This is a genomic window from Streptomyces viridochromogenes, from assembly GCF_001270495.1.
GTDB classification, from domain to species: domain Bacteria; phylum Actinomycetota; class Actinomycetes; order Streptomycetales; family Streptomycetaceae; genus Streptomyces; species Streptomyces viridochromogenes_A.
This window is the reverse complement of the sequence record NZ_LGUR01000094.1, coordinates 19,290-41,261: the sequence shown is the minus strand read 5'-3', so window position 1 is coordinate 41,261 and position 21,972 is coordinate 19,290. Positions and strand designations below refer to the sequence as shown.

The following is a 21,972-nucleotide window of genomic DNA, read 5'->3' as shown; positions in this document are numbered from 1 at the left end:
GGTGGTTCCGGTCGGAGGCGGGTACCCCACCCGTCCCGGACTACCCCTCCAGGAACGCCACCAGCGAGTTCGCCAGCAGATGCGGGTCGTCCGCGCCGCACAACTCCCGTGCGCTGTGCATCGAGAGGATCGCCACGCCGATGTCGACGGTCTTGATGCCGTGCCTGGCCGCGGTGATCGGGCCGATCGTCGTGCCGCAGGGCATCGAGTTGTTGGAGACGAAGGACTGGAAGGGGACGTTGGCCTTCTCGCAGGCCGCCGCCCAGACCGCGCGGCCCGAACCGTCGGTGGCGTAGCGGTTGTTGACGTTGACCTTGAGGATCGGCCCGCCGTTGACGCGCGGGTGGTGCGTCGGGTCGTGGCGCTCCGCGTAGTTGGGGTGGACCGCGTGGCCCGTGTCGGAGGAGAGACAGACGGTGCCCGCGAAGGCACGTGCCTTGTCCTCGTACGATCCCCCGCGCGCGAACACCGAGCGCTCCAGGACGCCGCCCAGCAGCGGCCCGTCGGCACCGGTGTCGCTCTGCGAGCCGTTCTCCTCGTGGTCGAAGGCGGCCAGCACCGGGATGGACGGCAGTCCGGCGCCCGAGCCGGCCACCGCGGTCAGCGCCGCCGCGCCCGCGTGCACGGACAGCAGGTTGTCCATCCGCGGGCCCGCGACCAGCTCCTTGTCCCGGCCCAGGTACGCCGGCGGCTCCACGGAGTGCACCATCAGGTCCCAGCCGGTGACCTCGCCCGCCTCCAGCCCGGCCGTCTCCTCCAGGAAGGCGATCAGGTCGCCGTCGCGCACGTCGTTGCCGAGGCCCCAGATGGGCTGAAGGTGCCGCTGCTTGTCGAGCTTGAGCCCCTCCGCCGACACGGAACGGTCCAGGTGGATGGCGAGTTGCGGGACCCGCAGCAGCGGACGGTCCACGTTCACCAGCCGCGTCGTGCCGTCCCGCAGGGTCAGCCGGCCCGCCAGGCCCAGGTCGCGGTCGAGCCAGGAGTTGAGCAGGGGGCCGCCGTAGATCTCCACGGCCACCTGCCGCCAGCCGTGCGCCCCGGTGTCCGGCAGCGGCTTCACCCGCAGGTTCGGGGAGTCCGTGTGCGCGCCGAGGATCCGGAACGGCGTGTGGGCCGCCGCGCCCTCGGGGACGTACCAGGCCACGATCGCGCCACCGCGCAGCACGTACTTGCCGCCGCTCGTCCCGTCCCAGGCGTCCGTCTCCGCGACCTGCCTGAAGCCGGCCTTCTCCAGCCGCTCGGCGGTGTTCGCCACGGCGTGGTACGGCGACGGGCTCGCCGCCAGGAAGGACATGAGGTCGTCGGTGTGGCCGCGATCGAAGCGGGGGGGTGCGCTCATGGGGTTCACCTTAACGACGTACGAGGGCCCGCTCCCGGTGAAGGGGAGCGGGCCCTCGTAAGGGCGATGTGGATTGTCCGTGAGTGACTGGAACGGGCCCGACGGGTGGCTGGAACGGGCGGGACGGGTGGCTGGAACGAGCACCGGTGGCTGGAGCGCTGGCGGTCTCGGCGGGTTGGCTGCCGTGTCCCGGCCGGTGCGGCGGTGGTCCCGGCCGGTAGATCCCCGCGTCCCGGCCGGTAGATCCCCGCGTCCCGGCCGGTAGGCCCCCGCCCCTGCCCCCCGGCGTCCCGCTAGAACGCGGCCTCGTCCAGCTCCATCAGGTCCAGGTCGATGCCCTCGGCGAGCTTGCGGGCACAGGTGACGCCCGGGAGGACGTTGGCCGCGAAGAACTTCGCCGCCGCGATCTTGCCCGCGTAGAACGCCTTGTCCTTCGCCGACGCCGTCTCCAGCTTCTCGGCGGCGACCGCGGCACCCTTGAGCAGCAGGTAGCCGACGACGACGTCACCGGAGGCCAGCAGCAGGCGGGTGGTGTTCAGACCGACCTTGTAGATGTTCTTGACGTCCTGCTCGGTGGCCGCGAGGTCGGTCAGCATCAGGCCGACGATCGCCTCCAGCTCCACGGCCGCCTTCGCGAGGTACTCGCGGGCCGCGCCGAGCTCCTCGCCGCCCTCGCCGAGCGCCAGGAACTTCTTGATGTCCTCGGCGAGCGAGTTCAGCGCGGCACCCTGGTTGCGGACGATCTTCCGGAAGAAGAAGTCCTGGCCCTGGATCGCGGTCGTGCCCTCGTACAGGGTGTCGATCTTGGCGTCGCGGATGTACTGCTCGATCGGGTACTCCTGGAGGAACCCGGAGCCACCGAAGGTCTGCAGCGACTGGGCGAGCTGCTCGTAGCCCTTCTCGGAGCCGTAGCCCTTCACGATCGGCAGCAGCAGGTCGTTGAGGGCCTCCAGCGCGGAGGCGTCCTCGCCCGCGGCCTCCTTGACCTGGATCTCGTCCTGGAGGGAGGCCGTGTACAGCACCAGCGCGCGCATGCCCTCCGCGTACGCCTTCTGCGTCATCAGGGAGCGGCGCACGTCCGGGTGGTGCGTGATGGTGACCTTGGGGGCGGTCTTGTCGCCGAAGGCCGCGAGGTCGGAACCCTGGACGCGCTCCTTGGCGTACTCAAGGGCGTTGAGGTAGCCGGTCGACAGCGTCGAGATGGCCTTCGTGCCGACCATCATCCGCGCGAACTCGATGATCCGGAACATCTGGCGGATGCCGTCGTGCTTGTCGCCGATCAGCCAGCCCTTGGCGGGGTGCTGGTCGCCGAACGTCATCTCGCAGGTGTTGGAGGCCTTGAGCCCCATCTTGTGCTCGACGTTCGTCGCGTACACGCCGTTGCGCTCGCCCAGCTCGCCGGTCTCGAAGTCGAAGAGGTACTTCGGGACGAGGAAGAGGGACAGCCCCTTGGTGCCCGGACCGGCACCTTCCGGCCGCGCGAGCACGTAGTGAAGGATGTTCTCCTCCATGTCGTGCTCACCGGACGTGATGAAGCGCTTCACGCCCTCGATGTGCCAGGAGCCGTCCTCCTGCTGGATCGCCTTGGTGCGGCCGGCGCCGACGTCCGAGCCGGCGTCCGGCTCGGTGAGGACCATGGTGGAGCCCCACGTCTTCTCGACCGCGATCTGGGCGATCTTCTTCTGTACGTCGTTGCCCTCGTCGTAGAGGATGCCGGCGAACGCCGGGCCGGAGGCGTACATCCACACGGCCGGGTTCGAGCCGAGCAGCAGTTCCGCGTACGCCCAGATCAGGGAGCGCGGGGAGGTGGTGCCGCCGATCTCCTCGGGCAGGCCCAGCCGCCAGTACTCGGAGTCCATGAAGGCCTTGTAGCTCTTCTTGAAGGACGCCGGGACCGGCGCGGTGTTCGTCTCGGGGTCGAAGACCGGAGGGTTGCGGTCGGCGTCCGCGAAGGACTCCGCCAGCTCGTTCTCGGCGAGGCGGGTCAGCTCCTCCAGGATGCTTTTCGCGGTCTCGGTGTCCATCTCCTCGAACGGGCCGGTGCCGTACAGCTTGTCGCGTCCCAGTACTTCGAAGAGGTTGAACTCGATGTCGCGGAGATTCGACTTGTAGTGCCCCATGGCGACGGCTCCGTTAGAGAGATCGGCGAGGCACCGGGTGTGCATCCTCGCGCTAGTTCACGTACCAACAAGTAGCTACGATGATGCTACCCGCGAGTAATAAGACGCAACCCCGATCCGCAATCTGTGACAGGTCACACCGGAACCGTCAGTGTCGCGGTGTAGCCGTCGGCCACGCTGCCCTTCATCGCCGCCATCTGCTGGTCGTAGCCGTCCCTGAAGATGCCGTCCGTCTCCAGGGACAGCCGGCTGAGGTTCGACACGCTCCGGCTGTAGCCGTCCGAGGCGTACACCGTGTCGCAGACGTCCTTCGGGAACGCGAGCTGCGAGGTGTTGGTGAGGGAGGTCGCCGCCGTGGCGTCGGCCAGACTGCCGTAGACCTCGAAGTGGATGTGTGGCCAACGGCCCTCGTAGCAGCCGGGGAAGATGCTCTTGAACGTGACCCGGCCCCGGTCGTCGGCCTCCTGGACGCCGCGCAGATAGTTCTCGTCGGTGACGCCCTCCGAGTACAGGGAGTAGCCGCCCTCCCGGTCGCAGTGCCAGAGGTAGACGGCGGCGCCCTTCTTCGGCGTCCCGCAGCCGGAGGCGGCGTCGACGACCGTCAGCGTGACGGTCAGGGGCACGCCGTCGGCGGTGCCGCCCGCGGAGTCGCCGAAGCTCTTGGTGATGTCGCTGCGGACGACGCCGCTCTCCTTGAGGACGTTCACGCCGTTCGAGCCGTCGCCGGGGAAGGGCCCGGCGGTCTCGTCCGGGATGGTGGCGCACTCGGCGCCCGAGGAGTCGGCGGCGGAGGACGACGAGGCTGAGGAGGGCGAGGAGCCGGACGCCGAGGTCGTCCCGTCCTCCGAGGTGCAGCCCACCAGCGGGACCAGACCCGCCCCGGCCAGCAGCCGGATCATCCGGCGGCGGGCGAGCACGGGAAGGTCGTACGAGAGCCCTCTGTCGTGCTCATGGACCTCGTCGTCGTGGTCGCGGTGCATGGCTGTCCCCTCGCTGGAGCGGTCCTGTCTGCGGTGGTCCCTCGCTGGGACAAACGCTATGAGCGGCAGCTCCGGGAAACCAGGACGGCGGCTGTCAAGTCACTGTCGAGTCGCTGTCGATCTGCCATCGCACCCGTACCGGCCCGCCGCCCCGGCCGCTCTCGGTACTCTTGCGCCCATGTACGGCTACGACCAGAACGTCGGCGCACAGCAGCAGTACGCCCCGCCGCAGCAGCCCATGGCCGGCGGTGTCGGCGGATACGGCCAGCAGCCGCCGCTCTACCCCGAGCCGTCCCCGCCCTCGCTCGCGGACGCGGTGCGGGCCTTCACCACCGGGCAGATGGCCGCGGAGGACTTCCAGCAGGTCTTCGCGACGTCGAAGGTCTACTGCCCGCGCGGCGACAACCCGGGGTTCCTCGCGCTCCACAACACCCAGCAGCCGGTGATCCCGATGTTCACCTCGCTGAAGGAGCTGCGCCGGTACGCGGGCAAGGAGTCCAAGTACTTCGTCATCACCGGCGCCGAGGTGATCGACCTGCTCCCGACCGGCTACGGCTTCGTCCTCGACATGGAGGGCGAGCACCGCATGGTCTTCGACGCGAAGGCCGTGGAGCAGATGGTCGAGTTCGCGATGCGCCGGATGTACGGCGGCTAGGACGCTTACGCCAGGTCCCTTGCGCCAGGTCCCTTACGCCCGTCCTTCACGCCTCCAGCCGCAGCGCCAGCCCGTCGAGGACCACGTCCAGGCCGTAGGCGAACTTCTCGTCGCGCAGGGCCACGGGGTCCACGGTCGCCGAGACGGCGTCGGCATAGCCCTCGGCCAGGTGCTCGTGGACCGCGGCGGCCTGCTGGGCGGCGGGCATCAGGCGGGCGATGAAGTCGGCCTCGGTCTCGCCGGAGCGGGCGACCGTGATGAGCCAGGCGGCCTCCGTGGTGCTCATGCCGATCACGTACGACAGGAGCGTGTCGATCGGGCCGGACGGCTTCGCGAACCCGGCGGAAGTGAACAGCGCGGCCAGGCGCTCGGAGAACGACATGAGGTTGGGGCCGAGATAGGCGAGGCCCGCCTGGCCGAGGACCGAGGACAGCCAGGGGTGGCGTAGGGCCGTCGCACGGAAGGAGCCGGCCGCCTCGGCGGCGGCCGCCCGCCATTCGGGGCTGTCCGCCGGCGGTACGTGGGTCTCGGCGGCGACCTCGTCGACGGCCAGCTCCATCAGCTCGTCCTTGGTCGCCACGTGCCGGTAGAGAGAGGCCGCACCGGCGTTCAGGCGGGTGGCCAGCTTGCGCATGCTGAGCGCCTCCACGCCCTCGGCGTCCAGCATGACGACCGCCTCGCGCACGATCGTGGCGCGGCTGAGCGTCGGCTGGTCGGCCTCGCGCCGGGGGCGGGCCCAGACGGAGGGGATGGGGCTCTGCTTCGTCGGTTTGGCGGCCATCGGCACTCCTTCGCGTTCATGTCTCTGCGTACATCGTTCGCATCGAGCGTACAGGAATCGGTAGTTGCGAACACTGTTCCAATGTGCGTACAGTGTTCGCAACGAAGGAACGGTGTTCACGAAGCCGGAGGGGAACCGTCATGGATGTCAGGGGAAAACGCGATCCACGCCGCTGGTGGATCCTGATCGTGCTCTGCCTGAGCACACTCGTGCTGGTCGTCGACGGCATGGCGCTGACCGTCGCGGTGCCCGCGATGACCGAGGACATCGGGGCGAGCGCCCAGGACACCCAGTGGATCCTGGACTCCTACATCCTGGTCTTCGCCGGCCTCCTGCTCACCTCCGGCAGCCTGGGCGACCGGTTCGGACGCCGGAAGGTGATGCTGATCGGGCTGCTGCTCTTCGGGGCGGCCTCGCTGGCCGCGACCTGGTGCACCAGCCCCGGCGAGGTGATCGCCGCCCGGGTCGCGATGGGTGTCGGCGGGGCGCTGATCATGCCGTCCACCCTGTCGATCCTCATCACCGTCTTCGACGAGGAGGAGCGCGGCAAGGCGATGGCCGCCTGGAGCTCGGTGTCGATGCTCGGCCTGGTCGGCAGCCCCGTGCTGGGCGGCGTACTGATCGAGCACTTCTCCTGGCAGTCGATCTTCTTCATCAATGTGCCGATCGTGGCGCTCGCCGTCGTCGCCGGTCTGACGCTGATGCCGGAGTCCAAGGCGCCCTGGCAGAAGGCGGACCCGCTGGGTGCGGTGCTGTCGGCGGTCGGGATGACGGCCCTGGTCTGGTGGATCATCGAGCTGCCGCAGCACGGGGCGCTCGGCGGACGGTCCACGGTGACCCTGGTGGTGGCGCTCGCCTCCCTGGCCGGGTTCGTGATCTGGGAGAACGTCACCAAGTCCCCCATGGTTCCGCTGGTCCTGTTCAGGCACCGCAACTTCAGCGGTGGCTCGCTCTCGCTGGCACTCGTCCAGATCGGCAACGGCGGTCTGCTGCTTGTCCTCACGCAGTACCTCCAGTTCGTGCTCGGCTACTCGCCCCTGGAGGCGGGCCTCGCCTTCCTGCCGCTGGCGATCACGGCCCTGCTCGGCAACGGCGTGGGCGTCAAGCTCGCCGCGAAGTACGGCAACCGGTGGGTGATCCTCGCGGGGATGCTGGTGATGGTGGCCTGCTTCGCCCTGCTGGCCACGGTCTCGGCGGACTCCGGCTTCACGGTCCCGGCGGTGGCGCTCGGTCTCCTCGGCCTCGGCGCGGGTCTGGCGATGCCGGCCGCGGTCGCCGCGCTGATGGGCACCATCCCCGAGGAAAAGGCGGGCGTCGGCTCCGCCCTGAACGACACCATCCAGCAGGCCGGCACCGCGCTGGGCATCGCGATCCTGGGCTCGCTGCTGTCGAGCGGCTACGCGGACCGGATGCCCGAGGGGGCGCCGGAGGAGGCGAAGCACTCGATCGCCGGGGCGGTGACCGGTGGTGACGCCGGTCTGGTCGCGGCGGCCCGTGAGGCCTTCACCGCCTCGATGTCCACCACCTTCACGGTCAGCGCGATCGGTGTCCTGGCGGCGGCGCTGCTGGCGACCCTGGTGATGCGGGACGACCGGCGGCGGCCCGCGGACGAGCGGAGCCGGCCTGCGGACGATCAGAGCCAGCCCCCGGTCGCGGAGCACCTGCCCCCGGTCGCGGAGCACCTGCCCCCCGTCGCGGAGCACCTGCCCGCTGCCGCCGAGCACCTGCCCACGGCGGACCGTACCGCCGAGAAGCAGCCCGAAGCGGCCGTCTGACCACGCCGTACCGGCTCTTCCTGGCACACTGAGCCGCCCCCGAAACACCGGGTCCTTGTGACGAAGGCCGGCACCCACCCGGGTGCCGGCCTTCGGCTGTGCCCGGAGGGAATGTCCTGCGGGTCCGGCCCGTTGAGGGTGGCAGAAAGTTCAATGCTCAACTAAACTGGCCGCACAAGGAGGTACCGACATGCCTGCAGTGACCGTCGAGAACCCGCTGACGCTGCCCCGTGTCGCCGCGCCCGCGGAGGCCGTGGCCCGTCCCGTGCTCGCCGTCACGACCGCGCCGAGCGGTTTCGAGGGTGAGGGCTTCCCGGTGCGCCGAGCGTTCGCCGGGATCAACTACCGCTACCTGGACCCGTTCATCATGATGGACCAGATGGGCGAGGTGGACTACGCGCCGGGCGAGCCCAAGGGCACCCCCTGGCACCCGCACCGCGGCTTCGAGACCGTCACCTACATCATCGACGGGATCTTCGACCACCAGGACTCCAACGGCGGCGGTGGCACCATCACCAACGGCGACACCCAGTGGATGACGGCCGGCAGCGGCCTCCTCCACATCGAGGCCCCGCCGGAGTCCCTGGTCATGTCCGGCGGTCTCTTCCACGGCCTCCAGCTGTGGGTGAACCTCCCGGCCAGGGACAAGATGATGGCGCCGCGCTACCAGGACATCCGCGGCGGCAACGTCCAGCTGCTCACCACCCCCGACGGCGGCGCGCTGCTGCGCGTCATCGCGGGCGAGCTGGACGGCCACGCCGGTCCCGGCATCACGCACACCCCGATCACGATGATCCACGCGACCCTCGCCCCGGGCGCGGAGATCACCCTGCCGTGGCGCGAGGACTTCAACGGCCTCGCCTACGTCCTGGCGGGCCGGGGCACGGTCGGTGCGGAACGCCGTCCGGTCGAGCTGGGCCAGACGGCGGTCTTCGGCGACGGCGGCTCGCTGACCGTCCGCGCCGACGAGAAGCAGGACTCCCACACGCCGGACCTGGAGGTCGTCCTCCTGGGCGGGCAGCCGATCCGTGAGCCGATGGCCCACTACGGCCCCTTCGTCATGAACACGCGTGAGGAGCTCCAGCAGGCCTTCGACGACTTCCAGAAGGGCCGGCTGGGGACGATCCCGGCGGTGCACGGGATGAGCGAGAGCGGGCTGTCCGAGGCCTGACCCCGTCGGCCCCTCGCCGGCGCCCGCCAGGCCCCGCCTGCCCCCGGTCCTGGTCCGACGAGGCCCGGAGCCGCGCCCTGTGGTGCGGCTCCGGGCCTTTCGGCACCCGTCACCCACCCGGTCCGCCCGCGCACGACAGCCCCGCCCGGTCCGTGATCCGCTGGAACCGTGCAGGCCCCCAACCCGCTGCTCCCCGACCCCGTCCGGCGGCTCGCCGCCTGGTGTGTCGTCCTGTTGCTCGTCGCCGGGGTCGTCTACGTCGGCATCCGGCTGGCCGTGGAGTTCAGTACGGCGGTCGTGCCCGTGCTGCTCGCGCTGCTCGGGACGGCGCTGCTCGGGCCGTTGCACCGGCGGCTGGTGAAGGCCAAGGTGAACCGGTCCGTCGCCGCCGGGCTCACCTGCGTCGCCGTCGTGGCCGTCGTCGGTGGGGCCGTGTACATCGTCGTCGCCGCGATCGTCGAGACCGGCGACCAGATCATCGCCGCGCTCAAGCAGGCGGCCGAGGATCTCGCCGACCACTTCGGGGCCGCCGGGACCTCGCTGGACGACGTCGCCTCCAATGCCCGGGAGCTGCTCACCAAGTTCGGCGGGACGGCCGCCTCAGGTGTCATCAGCGGGGTCAGCGTCGTGGGCGAGGCCATCGCCATGGCCGTACTCGCGCTGCTGCTCGTCTTCTTCTTCCTGCGGGACTCCGACCGGGCCGCCGACGCCTTGCGGTCCGTCGTTCCGGGTCGGTCCGGGGAGGTCGTGGAGGCCATGGCCCGGCGGGCGTTCCAGGCCGTGGAGGGGTTCATGCGGGGGACCACCTTCGTCGCCCTCATCGACGCCGTCTGCATCACCGTCGGGCTGCTGGTCCTCGACGTTCCGGGCGCTGTCGGGCTGGGCGCGCTCGTCTTCGTCGGCGCCTACATCCCTTACCTGGGTGCGTTTCTGTCGGGGGCGGTCGCCGTGCTGGTCGCGCTCGCCGACCGGGGGTTCGTGATCGCGCTGTGGGTGCTGGCCATCGTCCTCGCCGTACAGGTCCTGGAAGGGCATGTGCTGACACCCATGATCCAGAGCCGGACCGTGCAGATGCACCCGGCCGTCGTCATGGTCGCGATCACCGCGGGGGCGTCCGTGGCCGGAATCCTCGGCATGCTCCTCGCCGTCCCGCTCACCGCGGCCGCCTTCGGCGTCGTCAACGAACTGAGGGAGCGATACGCCGCCCCGGACCCCCCGGTGCCACCCGGGCCGCCCTCGACCCCGCAGCCCACGGCACCGCCCGCCTCGTGAAGCCCGAACCACGGCCCTCCGCCGCCCTTGGCCCTGCCGCAGGCCCGCGCCCCGAGGGCTGGGCGCCGGTGGCTCGGTCGGTATCTGGGGTGTCCGGGGCGGCTCCCGGGCCGCCGTGGGTCCTGGCGTGGGGCAGGGGCGCGGTGTTGTGCGGGGAATTGGGGCGCTAGGGGGCCCTGGGAGTCAGCAGAGCCCGTCGCCTCGCCCGGCTTCTCGGCGTCCTCGGCCTCGTGGAGCTGGGACGCCCTGTTCTTCGCCTCGCCGTATGGGCCCGCGCCCCGGGCTGGGCGTCGGTGGCTCGGTCGGTATCTGGGTTCGCCGGGCTCGCGGCCAGTCGCGGATCCTGGCCAGGGTCAGGGTCAGGGCCAGGCCACGGTCAGGGCTACGGCCAGGGCGCGGCGGCGCGTCGGCGAACGGGCCGGGGCGTTACGCGGGTTCGGAGTCCGCAGGGTCGGCGGCGCTCGCCGGATTGTCGGTGCCCTCCGCCTCGTAGAGCTCGAACCAGATGCTCTTGCCCTCGCCCCGTGGGTCCACGCCCCATGCCTGAGCCAGTAGCTCGATCAGGATCAGGCCCCGCCCGGACGAAGCCAGTTCTCCGGGGCGGCGTTTGTGCGGCAGGGCGTCGCTGGTGTCCGTCACCTCGACGCGGATCCGGCGGTCGCCCGAAGTGCCGCGGACCTCGGCGAGGAGCAGGGCGTCGGCGTCGGTGTGGACGAGAACGTTGGTGAGCGTCTCGGACAGGAGCAGGACCGCCGAGTCCACCTGGTCCTCGGAGGCCCAGTCGTGCAGCAGCTCCCGCAGCTGCTGCCGGGCCACCGCGACCCGCTCCGGCTCGTCCTGCGCCACCGTGAGCATGGTGCGCCGGATCGTCGGCCGGACGGCCACCGTGCCGCCGCAGCCGCAGCCCTCCCCCTCCCGGCACAGCAGCAGTACCGCTATGTCGTCCTCGCGCCGATCGGCGAGCGGGCCGGTGGTGTGGTGGGAGGACGGGCCGTGGACGGCCTGGACGAGGGCGTCGGCGAGCGCCTCCAGGTCGCCGTCGTGGTCCTCCAGGATCGTGCGGATGCGCTTCCAGCCGGTCTCCAGGTCGTGGCCGCCGGTCTCGATCAGGCCGTCCGTGCAGATCAGCATGGTCTCGCCGGGTTCCAGGGCGATCCGGGTCGTCGGGTAGTCGGCGTCCGGGTCGATGCCGAGCGGGAGGCCGCCCGCCGTCGGACGCGACAGCACCGTGCCGTCGGTCATGCGGATCGCCGGGTCCGGATGGCCGGCGCGGGCGATGTCCAGCAGGCCGGTCGCGGGGTCGACCTCGACGTACAGACAGGTCGCGAAGCGCAGCTCGGACGGGTCCTCGTCGAGGGAGCCGAACGTCATGCCGTGCAGAAAGCGTGAGGCGCGGGAGAGGACGGCGTCGGGGCGATGGCCCTCGGAGGCGTAGGCGCGCAGGGCGATGCGCAGCTGGCCCATCAGGCCCGCCGCGCGGACGTCATGGCCCTGGACGTCACCGATGACGAGGGCGAACCGGCCGTTGGGCAGCGGGATCATGTCGTACCAGTCGCCGCCGACCTGGAGCCCGCCGCCGGTCGGGACATAGCGCGCGGCCACGCTCATGCCCGGTATCTCGGGGCCCAGCTGGGGCAGCATCGAGCGCTGGAGGCCGTCCGTCAGCTCCCGCGCGGACTCCGCGGCCTCGGCGCGCGAGAGGGCCTGGGCGAGCATGCGGGCCACCGTCGTGAGCACGGACCGCTCGTCGGGCGTGAAGGCGACCGGATAGGTGAACGCCGCCATCCAGGCGCCCATCGTGCGGCCGGCCACGGTCAGCGGCAGGAACGCCCAGGACTGCCGGTTGAAGTGCGCGGCGAGCGGCCAGGTGAGCGGGTAGCGGTCCTTGTACTGCTCGGGCGTGGAGAGGTAGACGGCACGGCCGGTGCGGACCACCTCGGCGGCCGGGTAGTCGGTGTCCAGGGCCATGTGCGAGAAGGGGCTCTCGTCGCCGGGCTGATGGCCGTGGTGGCCGGTGATCGTCAGCCGGTCACCCGTCACGCCGAACACCGCGAGGCCGTCCGGTGAGAACCCCGGCATCGACAGCCCGGCCGCGACCCGCAGCACCTCCGCCGTCGACCGCGCCTCGGCCAGCGCCCGGCCCGCGTCCAGCAGGAACGCCTCCCGCGAGCGCCGCCAGTCACCGGTGACCGCCGTACGCCCGGCCGGGGTCCCCGGCGTCGGTTCGGTGACCTCCTGGAGGGAGCCGGTCACCTCGTACGACCGTTTCGCGCGGTCGAAGACGGCGTGGAAGCGGCTCCGGCCGACCCGGATGACCCGGCCCCGCTCGTCCATGATCCGCACCCGTGCCTCGCCGAGAGTGCCCTCGGCCACGGCGAGCTGGATCACCCCGCTGATCTCGTTCCAGTCGACCGGGTGCAGGCGGGAGCGCACCTGGGCCTGGCTGAGCGTGGCCTGTTCAGGGGGCAGCCCGAGCAGCCGTGCCGCCTCCGCGTCGACCGTGACCAGTCCCGTGGCGGTGTTCCAATGCCACAGTCCGGTCGCGAGGGCGGCGAGAACCTCCCCCACGGCGGGCAGGGGCTCACCAGTGCGCATTGCCCCACTGTAAGAAGAGGTGATCGCAGACTGCCACCGAAGCTGTACGGGGCATCCGGTCGGAGGGGGTCACGGGTGGGCCCATGGGCACGGCGAAATGGTGGGGAGCCGATCTTGGGGTCCCCGGTACCCTTGGGGGAAGTTTCACGTGAAACACGCCCCCCGATCCGCGAAGACTGGATGAAACGACGATGCATCGGTACAGGTCCCACACCTGCGGCGAGCTCCGCTCCTCTGACGTCGGCACCGACGTCCGACTGAGTGGCTGGCTGCACAATCGGCGCGACCTGGGCGGCATCCTCTTCATCGATCTGCGCGATCACTACGGCATCACGCAGCTCGTCGCCCGTCCCGGCACGCCCGCGTACGAGGCCCTGGACAAGCTGACCAAGGAATCGACGGTCCGCGTCGACGGCAAGGTCGTCTCCCGCGGCACCGAGAACGTCAACCCGGAGCTGCCGACCGGTGAGGTCGAGGTCGAGGTCGGCGAGGTCGAGCTGCTCGGCGCCGCGGCCCCGCTCCCCTTCACGATCAACACCGAGGACGGGGTCAACGAGGAGCGGCGCCTGGAGTACCGCTTCCTGGACCTGCGCCGCGAGCGCATGCACCGCAACATCCTGCTGCGTACGTCGGTGATCAGCGCCATTCGCCACAAGATGACGGCGCTGGGCTTCAACGAGATGGCGACGCCGATCCTGTCCGCGACCTCCCCCGAGGGCGCCCGTGACTTCGTCGTCCCCTCCCGCCTGAACCCGGGCAAGTTCTACGCCCTGCCGCAGGCGCCGCAGCAGTTCAAGCAGCTGCTGATGATCTCCGGCTTCGACCGCTACTTCCAGATCGCGCCCTGCTTCCGCGACGAGGACGCGCGCGCGGACCGCTCGCCGGGCGAGTTCTACCAGCTCGACGTCGAGATGAGCTTCGTCGAGCAGGAGGACGTCTTCCGGCCGATCGAGCAGCTCATGACCGAGCTGTTCGAGGAGTTCGGGAGCGGCCGCCATGTCACGTCCCCGTTCCCGCGGATCCCGTTCCGCGAGGCGATGCTGAAGTACGGCTCGGACAAGCCGGACCTGCGCGCCCAGCTGGAGCTCGTCGACATCACCGACATCTTCGAGGGCTCGGAGTTCAAGGCGTTCGCCGGCAAGCACGTGCGTGCGCTGCCGGTGCCGGACGTCTCCGCGCAGCCCCGGAAGTTCTTCGACCAGCTCGGTGACTTCGCGGTCTCGCAGGGCGCGAAGGGCCTGGCCTGGGTGCGGGTGGCCGAGGACGGCTCGCTGTCCGGCCCGATCGCCAAGTTCCTCACCGAGGAGAACGTCGCCGAGCTGACCAAGCGCCTCTCGCTGGCCGCCGGTCACGCCGTGTTCTTCGGCGCGGGCGAGTTCGACGAGGTCTCGAAGATCATGGGCGCGGTGCGGGTCGAGGCCGCCAAGCGTGCCGGGCACTTCGAGGAGGGCGTCTTCCGGTTCTGCTGGATCGTCGACTTCCCGATGTACGAGAAGGACGAGGAGACCGGCGCGATCGACTTCTCGCACAACCCGTTCTCCATGCCGCAGGGCGGCCTTGAGGCCCTGGAGACCCAGGACCCGCTGGACATCCTGGGCTGGCAGTACGACATCGTCTGCAACGGCGTCGAGCTGTCCTCCGGCGCGATCCGGAACCACGAGCCGGAGATCATGCTCAAGGCCTTCGAGATCGCGGGCTACGACCGCGACACGGTCGAGGAGAAGTTCGCCGGCATGCTGCGCGCCCTCCGGTTCGGCGCCCCGCCGCACGGTGGCATCGCGCCGGGCGTCGACCGCATCGTCATGCTGCTCGCCGACGAGCCGAACATCCGCGAGACGATCGCCTTCCCGCTCAACGGCAACGCCCAGGACCTGATGATGGGCGCGCCGACGGAGCTGGAGGAGGCGCGGCTGAAGGAGCTGCACCTGTCGGTGCGCAAGCCGCAGCCGAAGTAGGTGTTTGAGGTCTTCGCAGAGCCGTAGGTGGCTCGGAACCGGTGCCGGTTCCGAGCCACTTTCGTTTACGGCGCAATGGGCGTCGACCCCGAGGCCACCAACACCGGTACCTGACCGGCGGATGTACGAGGTGCGGGGCGGATGTGTGCACACACGTCCGCCCCGTATTCACATGTATGGACATCCGCTCAAGCCGTTGACCCTGAAGAGATGCCTCCGTAACGTTCCCCGGGCCCGCGTACGTGATTCTGGTTCAAGTATGTGTACGACCGACCTAGGGGAGACAACGATGTCGGAAGCCGCCCAGGCGTCGGTGATACCCGACGCCGAACGCCGCGCGGTAGGCAAGTTCCTGCGCCGGATGCTGCCGATCCTCGTGCTGATGCTGCTGGTCAACCAGATGGACCGGACGAACGTCGGCTTCGTCCAGGACGAGCTCAGGGCCGATGTCGGGGTCAGCGCGACCGCGTACGGACTCGGCGCGGGGCTGTTCTTCATCGGGTACGCCCTGTTCGAGGTGCCCAGCAACATGCTCCTGGAGCGGTTCGGCGCCCGGGTCTGGCTGACCCGCATCATGATCACCTGGGGTGCGGTGATCGTGGCGATGTGCTTCATCCACAACGTGTGGATGTTCTACGGCCTGCGCTTCCTGCTCGGCGTCGCGGAGGCCGGGTTCTTCCCCGGTGTGCTCCTCTACTTCACCCAGTGGCTGCCCGACTCCAGCCGGGGCCGGGCCAGCGCGATCTTCCTGGGCGGTTCGGCCACGGCGTACATCGTGACCGGGCCCATCACGGGCGCGCTGCTGGAGCTGCACGGGGCGGGCGGGATCGCCGGCTGGCGCTGGATGTTCGCGCTGGAGGGGGCCTTCTCGATCCTGGTCGGATTCATCGCCGGGTTCTTCCTCGTCTCCCGTATCCAGGACGCCCGTTGGCTCACCCAGGAGGAGAAGGACGCGCTCAGCGAGGCGGTCGCCCGGGACAAGGAGGCACGTGACCGTGCCCCCAGGACGTCCCGGCTGAAGCTGATCCTGCACCCCCAGGTAGCCCTGCTGACCTCGGTGTTCTTCGCGATGGCCCTCACCGGGTACGCGATCACCTTCTGGCTGCCGAGCCTGGTCGACGACATCGGCGGGCTCTCGCCCTTCCAGGTCGGCCTGCTCACGGCCGTACCGTGGATCTGTGCGGTGATCGCGATGTACACGATGGCCCACTTCACCGACCGCGCCCCGGACCGCCGCCCGTACCTGGCGATCGCCCTCGTCCTGTCCGCGGTCGGCACCTTCCTGGCCACCCTCGGCTCCCCCTGGTTCGGCCTCGCCGCGCTCACTCTGGCCGCGGTCGGCGGGAAGTGCGCGGCCACCTTGTTCTGGCCGATGGCCCAGTCGGGGCTTGACCTGAGGATCGCGGCGCCGGGGCTCGCCCTGGTCAACTCCATAGGAAACCTCGGCGGTTTCGTCTCACCGACCCTCTTCGGCTACCTCCAGGACACCACGGGCAGCACCAACGGGGGCCTGTACACCCTCTCCGCGGCCTCCGTCCTCGCGGTGTGCGGCGTGGCGTTCATCCACCGGACGCGGACAGCCGCAGCGTCGGTCCCGGAGACGGCCTCGACACGAGCGTGAACGCGGAAGGGGGGGCGGCCCCGAAGGGCACGCCCCCCTCCATCAAACGCACTGTCAGGTCAGGGACTTGTAGCCGCTCCACCCGCTCGCGATCTGGGTTCGCGAGCCGAACGACCCCTTCCCGTCACCGCTGTTGCGCCAGACGTTGCCGCTGGTGTCGCGGGAGACGAGGTCCGGGCGGCCGTCGTCCGTGATGTCGCCGAGACCGACGACGGCGTTGTAGCTGCCGCCCCAGTTCGCGAACACCTTCGCGCGGGCGGCGAAGGTGCCGTCGCCCTTGCCGTTGTAGCGCCACAGGGTGTTCGCGGTGTCCTGGGCGAGGAGGTCGGGCCTGCCGTCGCCCGTGATGTCGCCGACGCCGACGATCTTCTTGTAGCCCTTCCAGTTGTCGTAGAGCTTGACGCGGGCCGCCAGCTTGCCGGTGCTGGTGCCCTTGTAGAGGTAGACCGTGCCGGTGGAGGCATGGCGGGCGATCAGGTCCGGGCGGCCGTCACCGCTGATGTCACCCGGCGAGGTCAGCACGTTGTACTGCGTCCAGCCGCTGGTCGCGAGGGTCGTGTACGACGTCGACGGCTTGACCGCGGCATTGCAGCCCGGCTTGTACAGGCGCAGCGCGCCGCTGCTGTACCGCACGAGGACGTCGTTGCAGCGGTCGCCGCTCAGGTCGCCGAAGGGGACGGCCGTGATGGTGGTCGCCCAACCGGTGCCGGTGTACTTGTCGCCGAACTTGCCCGTGCCGGTGCCGCTGTGGAAGGTCAGGCCGCCGGAGGAGTTCAGGGTGAGCAGGTCGCCGCGGCCGTCGGGGCCGTCGGGGCTGACGAAGTCGCGGCGGACCGGCGCTCCGCGCTGGAGGAAGGCCTCGCCGGTGGTGACCGTGTTCTCCGTGGCGGCGGCGAGGCCGGTCGCCTTCAGGGTCCACTTGAACCAGCCGTTGGGGAAGTAACTCCCGTCGGCCGTCTTGCCGTTCCAGGACACCGACAGCCGGTCCGGGGTCGCGCCGCCGGTGAGCGTGCGGGTGGCCTTGCCGGTCGCGCCGCTCTGCACGGAGGTGAGGGTGAGCGACCAGGAGGTGACCGGGCGGGACAGCACCCAGTCCGCCTCGAAGGGCACGTTCGGGGCCGCGTAGCTGCCGGCCGACGTCTCGAAGGCCGTCACGGCGGACGGCGCGATGCCGGTGGTCGTGACGTGGGTGCGCTCGTAGTCGTCGAACCAGGCGACCAGGCCGGTGTACTCGTCGACCGTCCAGCGATAACGGCGGTCCGCCGTCAGGCCGTTGGCCGCCAGGTCGGAGGCGATCACCCGGGTGCTCCCGGTGGCCGACTCGGTGAGGACCAGGGTGTGGGCGGCGTGGTCGTGGCGGACGGTGAAGCCGTCGCCGAGCAGCACGTCACCGGGGGCGACCGCCCTCGACGTACCGGCCTTGGCGTCGTACACCCCGGCCGAGTCCGTCCCGCAGGCCCAGTACACCCAGCGGCCCGCCGCCTGCAGTTCGCTCGGCACACAGGCCAGGCCCGGCACGGTCACCGTGGAGAGCGTCTTCGCCAGCGGGATGCTGTACGAGGTGAGCTTGCCGGCGGTGGTGGTGGCGCTCCAGAGGGTCGAGCCGTTCAGGGCGGCTGCGCGGACGGTCCGCTTCAGCTTCTGGCCCTGGCCGAACTCGCCCACGTACTGCGCCGGGGTGGTGCCGCCGGAGTTGTAGACGGCGTAGTCGTCGGAGACGTCCACGATCGCGCCGCCCCTGCCGCCGAAGTCCAGGTAGTGGCCGCCGATGGCCTTGAGTCGGTCGTCGCCGAGCCCTTCGCCCTCGTCGGTGCCGCCGTTCGTGTCCAGGTAGACGTCCTCGGCGGAGAGGTTGCCCCACAGCGCCGCACAGCTGGTGCCCGCGTACGGGCAGACCGGTTCGTACATCGAGCCGCTCGCCGTGGCGGCGGACGCCGTCAGGGCGGTGGAGCCGTCGGTGGTGAGGGTGCGTACCGAAGTGGTGTCCGTGGTGGTACTGGCCGGGTCGTCCTCGGCGACGCGCAGGCTGCCGCGGCTGAGCGCGATGCCCGTCTTGGCGTTCTCCACCGCCGGGGCCTGCCGGACCTTCTCCAGCTTCAACGTGCCGTCCTCGGCCTGGCCGACCCGCTGCACCCACCAGTCGGTGGCGTCGGTGCCGCCCGTGACGAGGGCGCCGCCGTCACCGGTCTCCAGCGCGTACTCGCCGGCGCTCGTCAGCAGGGTCTGCTGCACCGAGGGGTCGGTGACGCTGACCGCGAGCAGCTTGGAGCCGAGCTCACGGGAGGACAGCGGCAGCAGCAGCCAGTCGCCGACCAGGACCGGGTCACCGTCGAGCGCGCCGGGGTGCGCGGGCAGCTTGACGAGCTGCTCGGCGGCGCTGAGGTCGGCGCGGGACTTCAGGTGCAGCTCGGCGGTGCCCTCCTGGTACCAGCCGATGCGGTCCTCGCTCATCACGTAGTGCGAGGCGTAGGTGGCGTCGGCGAACACATCGGTGTTCACGGCCGAGGTGACGTCGATGTAGCCGATCCTGCTGGTGTCGACCGACCAGAGCACGCCCGAGGAGTCCGCGGCGAGGACGTCGTCGCCCCCCACGGCCGTCGGGTCACCGGTCACCTTGCGGGCCTGCCACTCGCCGTCGACCTTGTCGATCAGGGAGAAGCTGGTGACGACCGTGTCCCCGGCCAGGGCCCGGTAGTAGCCGTGCGTGGTGGAGCCGGGCCAGCTCAGGTTCCTGGCCGTGCCCGTGGCCGGGTCCCAGAGGGTGACGGTCGAGGACGTCACCGACGACGACGGCAGGGCGACCAGGTCGCCGTCCGACCCGTACCAGGCCGGACGGCACTCGGAGTCGATGTAGTAGCAGGTCGAGGACGGGGCGTAGACGCTGCCGTCGGCCTTCTCGACGGTGACGGTCCGACCCGTCGCGTAGTCGGTCCACTGCATTCCGGCCCTGCCGGTCTGCCGGTGCAGGAAGCCGCTGTCGCCGGCCACGTAGGGGCGGTCGGCGCGCGGCGTGGTGGTGCTGGGGTCGGCCAGCGTGATCGCGGTGGTGGCGGCTTCGGCCGCTTCCGCGGAGCCGCCACCCTCCGACAGGACTACGACGGACGCGGCCGCGACGGCGAGCGCGAGCGAGGAGACGGCGGCGGTCAGCCCGCCCCGTCTCGGGGCGTGTCTGCCCACGTGGTGTTCCCTCCCCTACGAGGGCCCGTGCCCTCGCACAAGTGGCCGGATCTTATCAGGGGTTTATGCCGGGCAGTGGGCGCGTTCGCGCAGGTGAAGGAGGTGGGGCGGGGCGGCCTTCAGGGGATCGTCACTCCCCGTCCGCCGGCGGCCTGAGTGCCTCCTCCTCCAACAGCCGCTCCGCGATGTCGTCCGCCCACGCCAGCGTCCACCGGCGGAGCACCGGCACCGACTCCGGGTCCAGGCCGCCCGCGACGAACTCCCGGTCGTCCCACAGCTCCGTGGCCTCCAGGCGGGACTGGAGGTCCGCCAGGTCGAACTCGTCCCAGGCGTGGCGGCGGCCCAGTTCCTCCAGGTCGGGGTAGCTCCAGTGGGCCGCGGCCAGATAGACGTCCGCGAGGTCGCGCACGGCGCCGCGGTCGCTCAGGGCCCGGACCTTCGTGCCGATGAGGTCCTCCAGGGACAGGGCCGGGCCGAGGCCGGTCGGTGCCGCGGGCCGCCAGAAGGTCTCCTTCAGCAGGTCCACGGCGCGCTCCGCACCCGTGTCGGGGTCCGTGACGAGCAGCCGGGCGGAGAGCGGGTCGGCGTCCAGGGGGCGCACCCGCCAGCCGCGTTCCGTCAGCCCGTAGCGGACCATCGCCGCGATCTGGTCCATGGGCTCGGGGTGTTCGGTCGCCAGCTCCAGCGACCACACGTGCCGGGCGGTCAGACCGTGCGCCCGCACGGCGCAGTCGCCGGCCAGGACGAGTGGGTAGCGGGCGCCGACGGCGAGGACGTCGGACAGGAGGTCGCGGTGCGGGGGCAGCATGGTGGCCCCGATTATCGCGGTCAGGTCCGGGATGGACGTGCCGCCGACATGCCGCCCTTCGGCGTACCCGAAAGACGCGTGGCCCTCGCCGTCACACTCTCCCGCCGCCCGGCGTCAGTCCTGTGACAGGGACGGATGACGCGGACACCGTCGCTCCGCCGCCCCACCGCCCGTCGCACCCGATTTCACTCTCCACGCACCGAGGAGCCCGCCATGAACGTCGCCCACATCGTCGTCACCGCCCTGGCCGCCGCGATGGCCGGATTCTCGGCCACCGTGCTGCTGATGCGCGCCGAGTGGATCGTGCGGGCGCTCACCGACTACCGGGTGCCCAGCTCGTGGTGGACCTGGCTCGGGCTGGCCAAGGGCGCGGGCGCCGTGGGCCTGCTGGTCGGCCTCTTCGTGCCGGTGATCGGGGTGCTGGCCGGGATCGGGCTGGTCCTCTACTTCGCCGGGGCCGCCGTGACCGTGGCCAGGGCCCGCTGGTACGCACACATCCCGTACCCGCTCGTCTACGCCGCCCCCGTCGTCGGCGCCCTGGCGCTCGGCCTCGCCGCCTGACATCGGGGCGAGGCGAGGCCCTGCTTCTCTACTTCCCGGCTTCCTGCTTCCCGGCTTCCCTACTTCGCCACGAACTGCGTGAGGATCGCCTGCACCTCGTAGATGTCGACGCCCTTGGTGAACGTCTTCTGGATCGGCGTCGCCGACCCCGAGAGCCAGATCTTCAGCTCGGCGTCCAGGTCGAAGGTGCCGGCGGTCTCGACCGCGAAGTGCGTGATGCTGCGGTACGGGATGGAGTGGTACTCCACCTTCTTGCCGGTGATGCCCTGCTTGTCGACCAGGATCAGCCGGCGGTCGGTGAACAGGATGGTGTCCCGTATCAGCAGGTACGCCGCGTGCACCTGCTCCCCGTGCCCCAGCAGCCGCGCGTAGTCCTGCTGTGCCTGCCCCTGGTCGATGGTGTGCGCGTTCCCGAAGAGTGCCATGAATGGATCCCCCCACTTGATGGCGTTGCGTGATCTTCGCAATGTACAGCGCCACGGGGGCGTCCAGGCATAGAGGCCCAAACGATCAGGTGTCGTACGAACCGTCCCAGGGCGCACCGAAGCCCAGGTGGTCCGGATACAGCTCGGCCCACGCCTCACCGTCGTCCTCCCCGGTCACCAGGCCGAACAGGACCCCGTCGAAGGTGAGTTGGAAGGGACGGATCGCGATGTCCGTGTACGTACGGCGGGGGAGACTGCGCAGCAGGGTCGCGAGGTGGGCGCGGGCGCGGGCGAGCACCGAGTCGGGGCCCTGCGGGGCGCGCTGCTGCTCGGCCCAGGTGCCCGCGCACCAGATCTCCGAGTCGCGGTACCTGCCCTCGGAGTCGAAGGTGTGCAGGACCGAATAGAGGCGTTTGTGCTCTTCCCAGCCGGTGTCGAGGTCGAACCCCTTGGGGAAGGCGTAGATGACCGACCCCATGAACTGCCCGTCTGCGTAACAGCCGATCGCCTCGGTCCGGCCGTGCGGCTCGTAGGCGATCGGGATGACCTCAGGGACTGCCATGGCGGAAACCATACGGTCGTGAAGGGGGACATGGTGGCGGTGGGGGGCGATCGATGCCAACCCAATGGGCAACATCCCCGTGATGTCCGCGACTTGAGCACCGGTCAGCCAAAAAATCCACGGCAACCTTTCCGATCTCCGCGACCACGAAGGAATCGGAAGCCCGCTCACGCGG

At 70.5% G+C, this 21,972-nt stretch carries 16 protein-coding genes; 7 read left to right on the top strand and 9 right to left on the bottom strand.

The window, feature by feature from the left end; translation table 11 throughout:
* Positions 1-40: 40 nt before the first annotated feature.
* From ADK36_RS10230 to ADK36_RS10220, 3 genes are all read right to left on the bottom strand, one after another.
* Complete coding sequence (locus ADK36_RS10230; RefSeq protein ID WP_048581377.1) at positions 41-1,339, bottom strand: M18 family aminopeptidase; 1,299 nt, start codon at positions 1,337-1,339, stop codon at positions 41-43.
* 293 nt (positions 1,340-1,632) lie between these two features.
* Complete coding sequence (locus ADK36_RS10225; protein WP_048581376.1) at positions 1,633-3,459, bottom strand: acyl-CoA dehydrogenase; 1,827 nt, start codon at positions 3,457-3,459, stop codon at positions 1,633-1,635.
* Between the two features lie 134 nt (positions 3,460-3,593).
* On the bottom strand, positions 3,594-4,439 hold the full coding sequence (locus tag ADK36_RS10220; protein WP_053197046.1) for an intradiol ring-cleavage dioxygenase: 846 nt from the start codon (positions 4,437-4,439) through the stop codon (positions 3,594-3,596).
* Between the two features lie 178 nt (positions 4,440-4,617).
* Between ADK36_RS10220 and ADK36_RS10215 the strand changes: the two genes are divergently transcribed.
* Complete coding sequence (locus ADK36_RS10215; RefSeq protein WP_048581374.1) at positions 4,618-5,094, top strand: SseB family protein; 477 nt, start codon at positions 4,618-4,620, stop codon at positions 5,092-5,094.
* A gap of 46 nt (positions 5,095-5,140) precedes the next feature.
* Here ADK36_RS10215 and ADK36_RS10210 read toward each other — a convergent pair whose 3' ends face one another.
* Positions 5,141-5,875 (bottom strand): TetR/AcrR family transcriptional regulator C-terminal domain-containing protein, encoded by a 735-nt coding sequence (locus tag ADK36_RS10210; protein ID WP_053197044.1) that lies wholly within the window; start codon positions 5,873-5,875, stop codon positions 5,141-5,143.
* Positions 5,876-6,015: 140 nt separating this feature from the next.
* Between ADK36_RS10210 and ADK36_RS10205 the strand changes: the two genes are divergently transcribed.
* The 3 genes from ADK36_RS10205 to ADK36_RS10195 all read left to right on the top strand — a co-directional run bounded on the left by ADK36_RS10205 (position 6,016) and on the right by ADK36_RS10195 (position 10,093).
* Entirely contained in the window at positions 6,016-7,650 is a 1,635-nt protein-coding gene (locus ADK36_RS10205; protein ID WP_078942656.1) for an MFS transporter, read from the top strand.
* A 190-nt stretch (positions 7,651-7,840) separates the two neighbouring features.
* Positions 7,841-8,821, top strand: coding sequence for a pirin family protein (locus ADK36_RS10200; RefSeq protein ID WP_048581372.1), 981 nt, complete (start codon positions 7,841-7,843; stop codon positions 8,819-8,821).
* 168 nt (positions 8,822-8,989) lie between these two features.
* Positions 8,990-10,093, top strand: coding sequence for an AI-2E family transporter (locus tag ADK36_RS10195; RefSeq protein WP_048581371.1), 1,104 nt, complete (start codon positions 8,990-8,992; stop codon positions 10,091-10,093).
* A 426-nt stretch (positions 10,094-10,519) separates the two neighbouring features.
* On the opposite strand, the gene ADK36_RS10190 is transcribed toward ADK36_RS10195, so the two are convergent.
* Positions 10,520-12,688 (bottom strand): SpoIIE family protein phosphatase, encoded by a 2,169-nt coding sequence (locus ADK36_RS10190; protein ID WP_048581370.1) that lies wholly within the window; start codon positions 12,686-12,688, stop codon positions 10,520-10,522.
* A gap of 191 nt (positions 12,689-12,879) precedes the next feature.
* Between ADK36_RS10190 and aspS the strand changes: the two genes are divergently transcribed.
* Positions 12,880-14,643 (top strand): aspartate--tRNA ligase, encoded by a 1,764-nt coding sequence (gene aspS / locus ADK36_RS10185; protein WP_048581369.1) that lies wholly within the window; start codon positions 12,880-12,882, stop codon positions 14,641-14,643.
* A gap of 289 nt (positions 14,644-14,932) precedes the next feature.
* On the top strand, positions 14,933-16,264 hold the full coding sequence (locus ADK36_RS10180) for an MFS transporter (protein ID WP_048581368.1): 1,332 nt from the start codon (positions 14,933-14,935) through the stop codon (positions 16,262-16,264).
* A gap of 54 nt (positions 16,265-16,318) precedes the next feature.
* Here ADK36_RS10180 and ADK36_RS10175 read toward each other — a convergent pair whose 3' ends face one another.
* Together ADK36_RS10175 and ADK36_RS10170 are read right to left on the bottom strand one after the other, a co-directional pair.
* Positions 16,319-19,441, bottom strand: coding sequence for an FG-GAP repeat domain-containing protein (locus ADK36_RS10175; RefSeq protein ID WP_053197042.1), 3,123 nt, complete (start codon positions 19,439-19,441; stop codon positions 16,319-16,321).
* A gap of 130 nt (positions 19,442-19,571) precedes the next feature.
* On the bottom strand, positions 19,572-20,249 hold the full coding sequence (locus tag ADK36_RS10170; protein ID WP_053197040.1) for a nucleotidyl transferase AbiEii/AbiGii toxin family protein: 678 nt from the start codon (positions 20,247-20,249) through the stop codon (positions 19,572-19,574).
* 213 nt (positions 20,250-20,462) lie between these two features.
* Here ADK36_RS10170 and ADK36_RS10165 point away from each other — a divergent pair, with 213 nt between their 5' ends.
* Positions 20,463-20,810: a DoxX family protein gene (locus ADK36_RS10165; RefSeq protein ID WP_048581364.1), complete on the top strand. Its 348-nt coding sequence runs from the start codon at positions 20,463-20,465 to the stop codon at positions 20,808-20,810.
* A 59-nt stretch (positions 20,811-20,869) separates the two neighbouring features.
* On the opposite strand, the gene ADK36_RS10160 is transcribed toward ADK36_RS10165, so the two are convergent.
* Positions 20,870-21,235, bottom strand: a complete 366-nt coding sequence (locus ADK36_RS10160; protein WP_048581363.1) for a PH domain-containing protein — start codon at positions 21,233-21,235, stop codon at positions 20,870-20,872.
* Between the two features lie 85 nt (positions 21,236-21,320).
* Positions 21,321-21,797 carry a hypothetical protein gene (locus ADK36_RS10155; protein WP_048581362.1) on the bottom strand — a complete coding sequence of 159 codons (477 nt, stop codon included), beginning with the start codon at positions 21,795-21,797 and terminating at the stop codon, positions 21,321-21,323.
* Between the last annotated feature and the right edge of the window lie 175 nt (positions 21,798-21,972).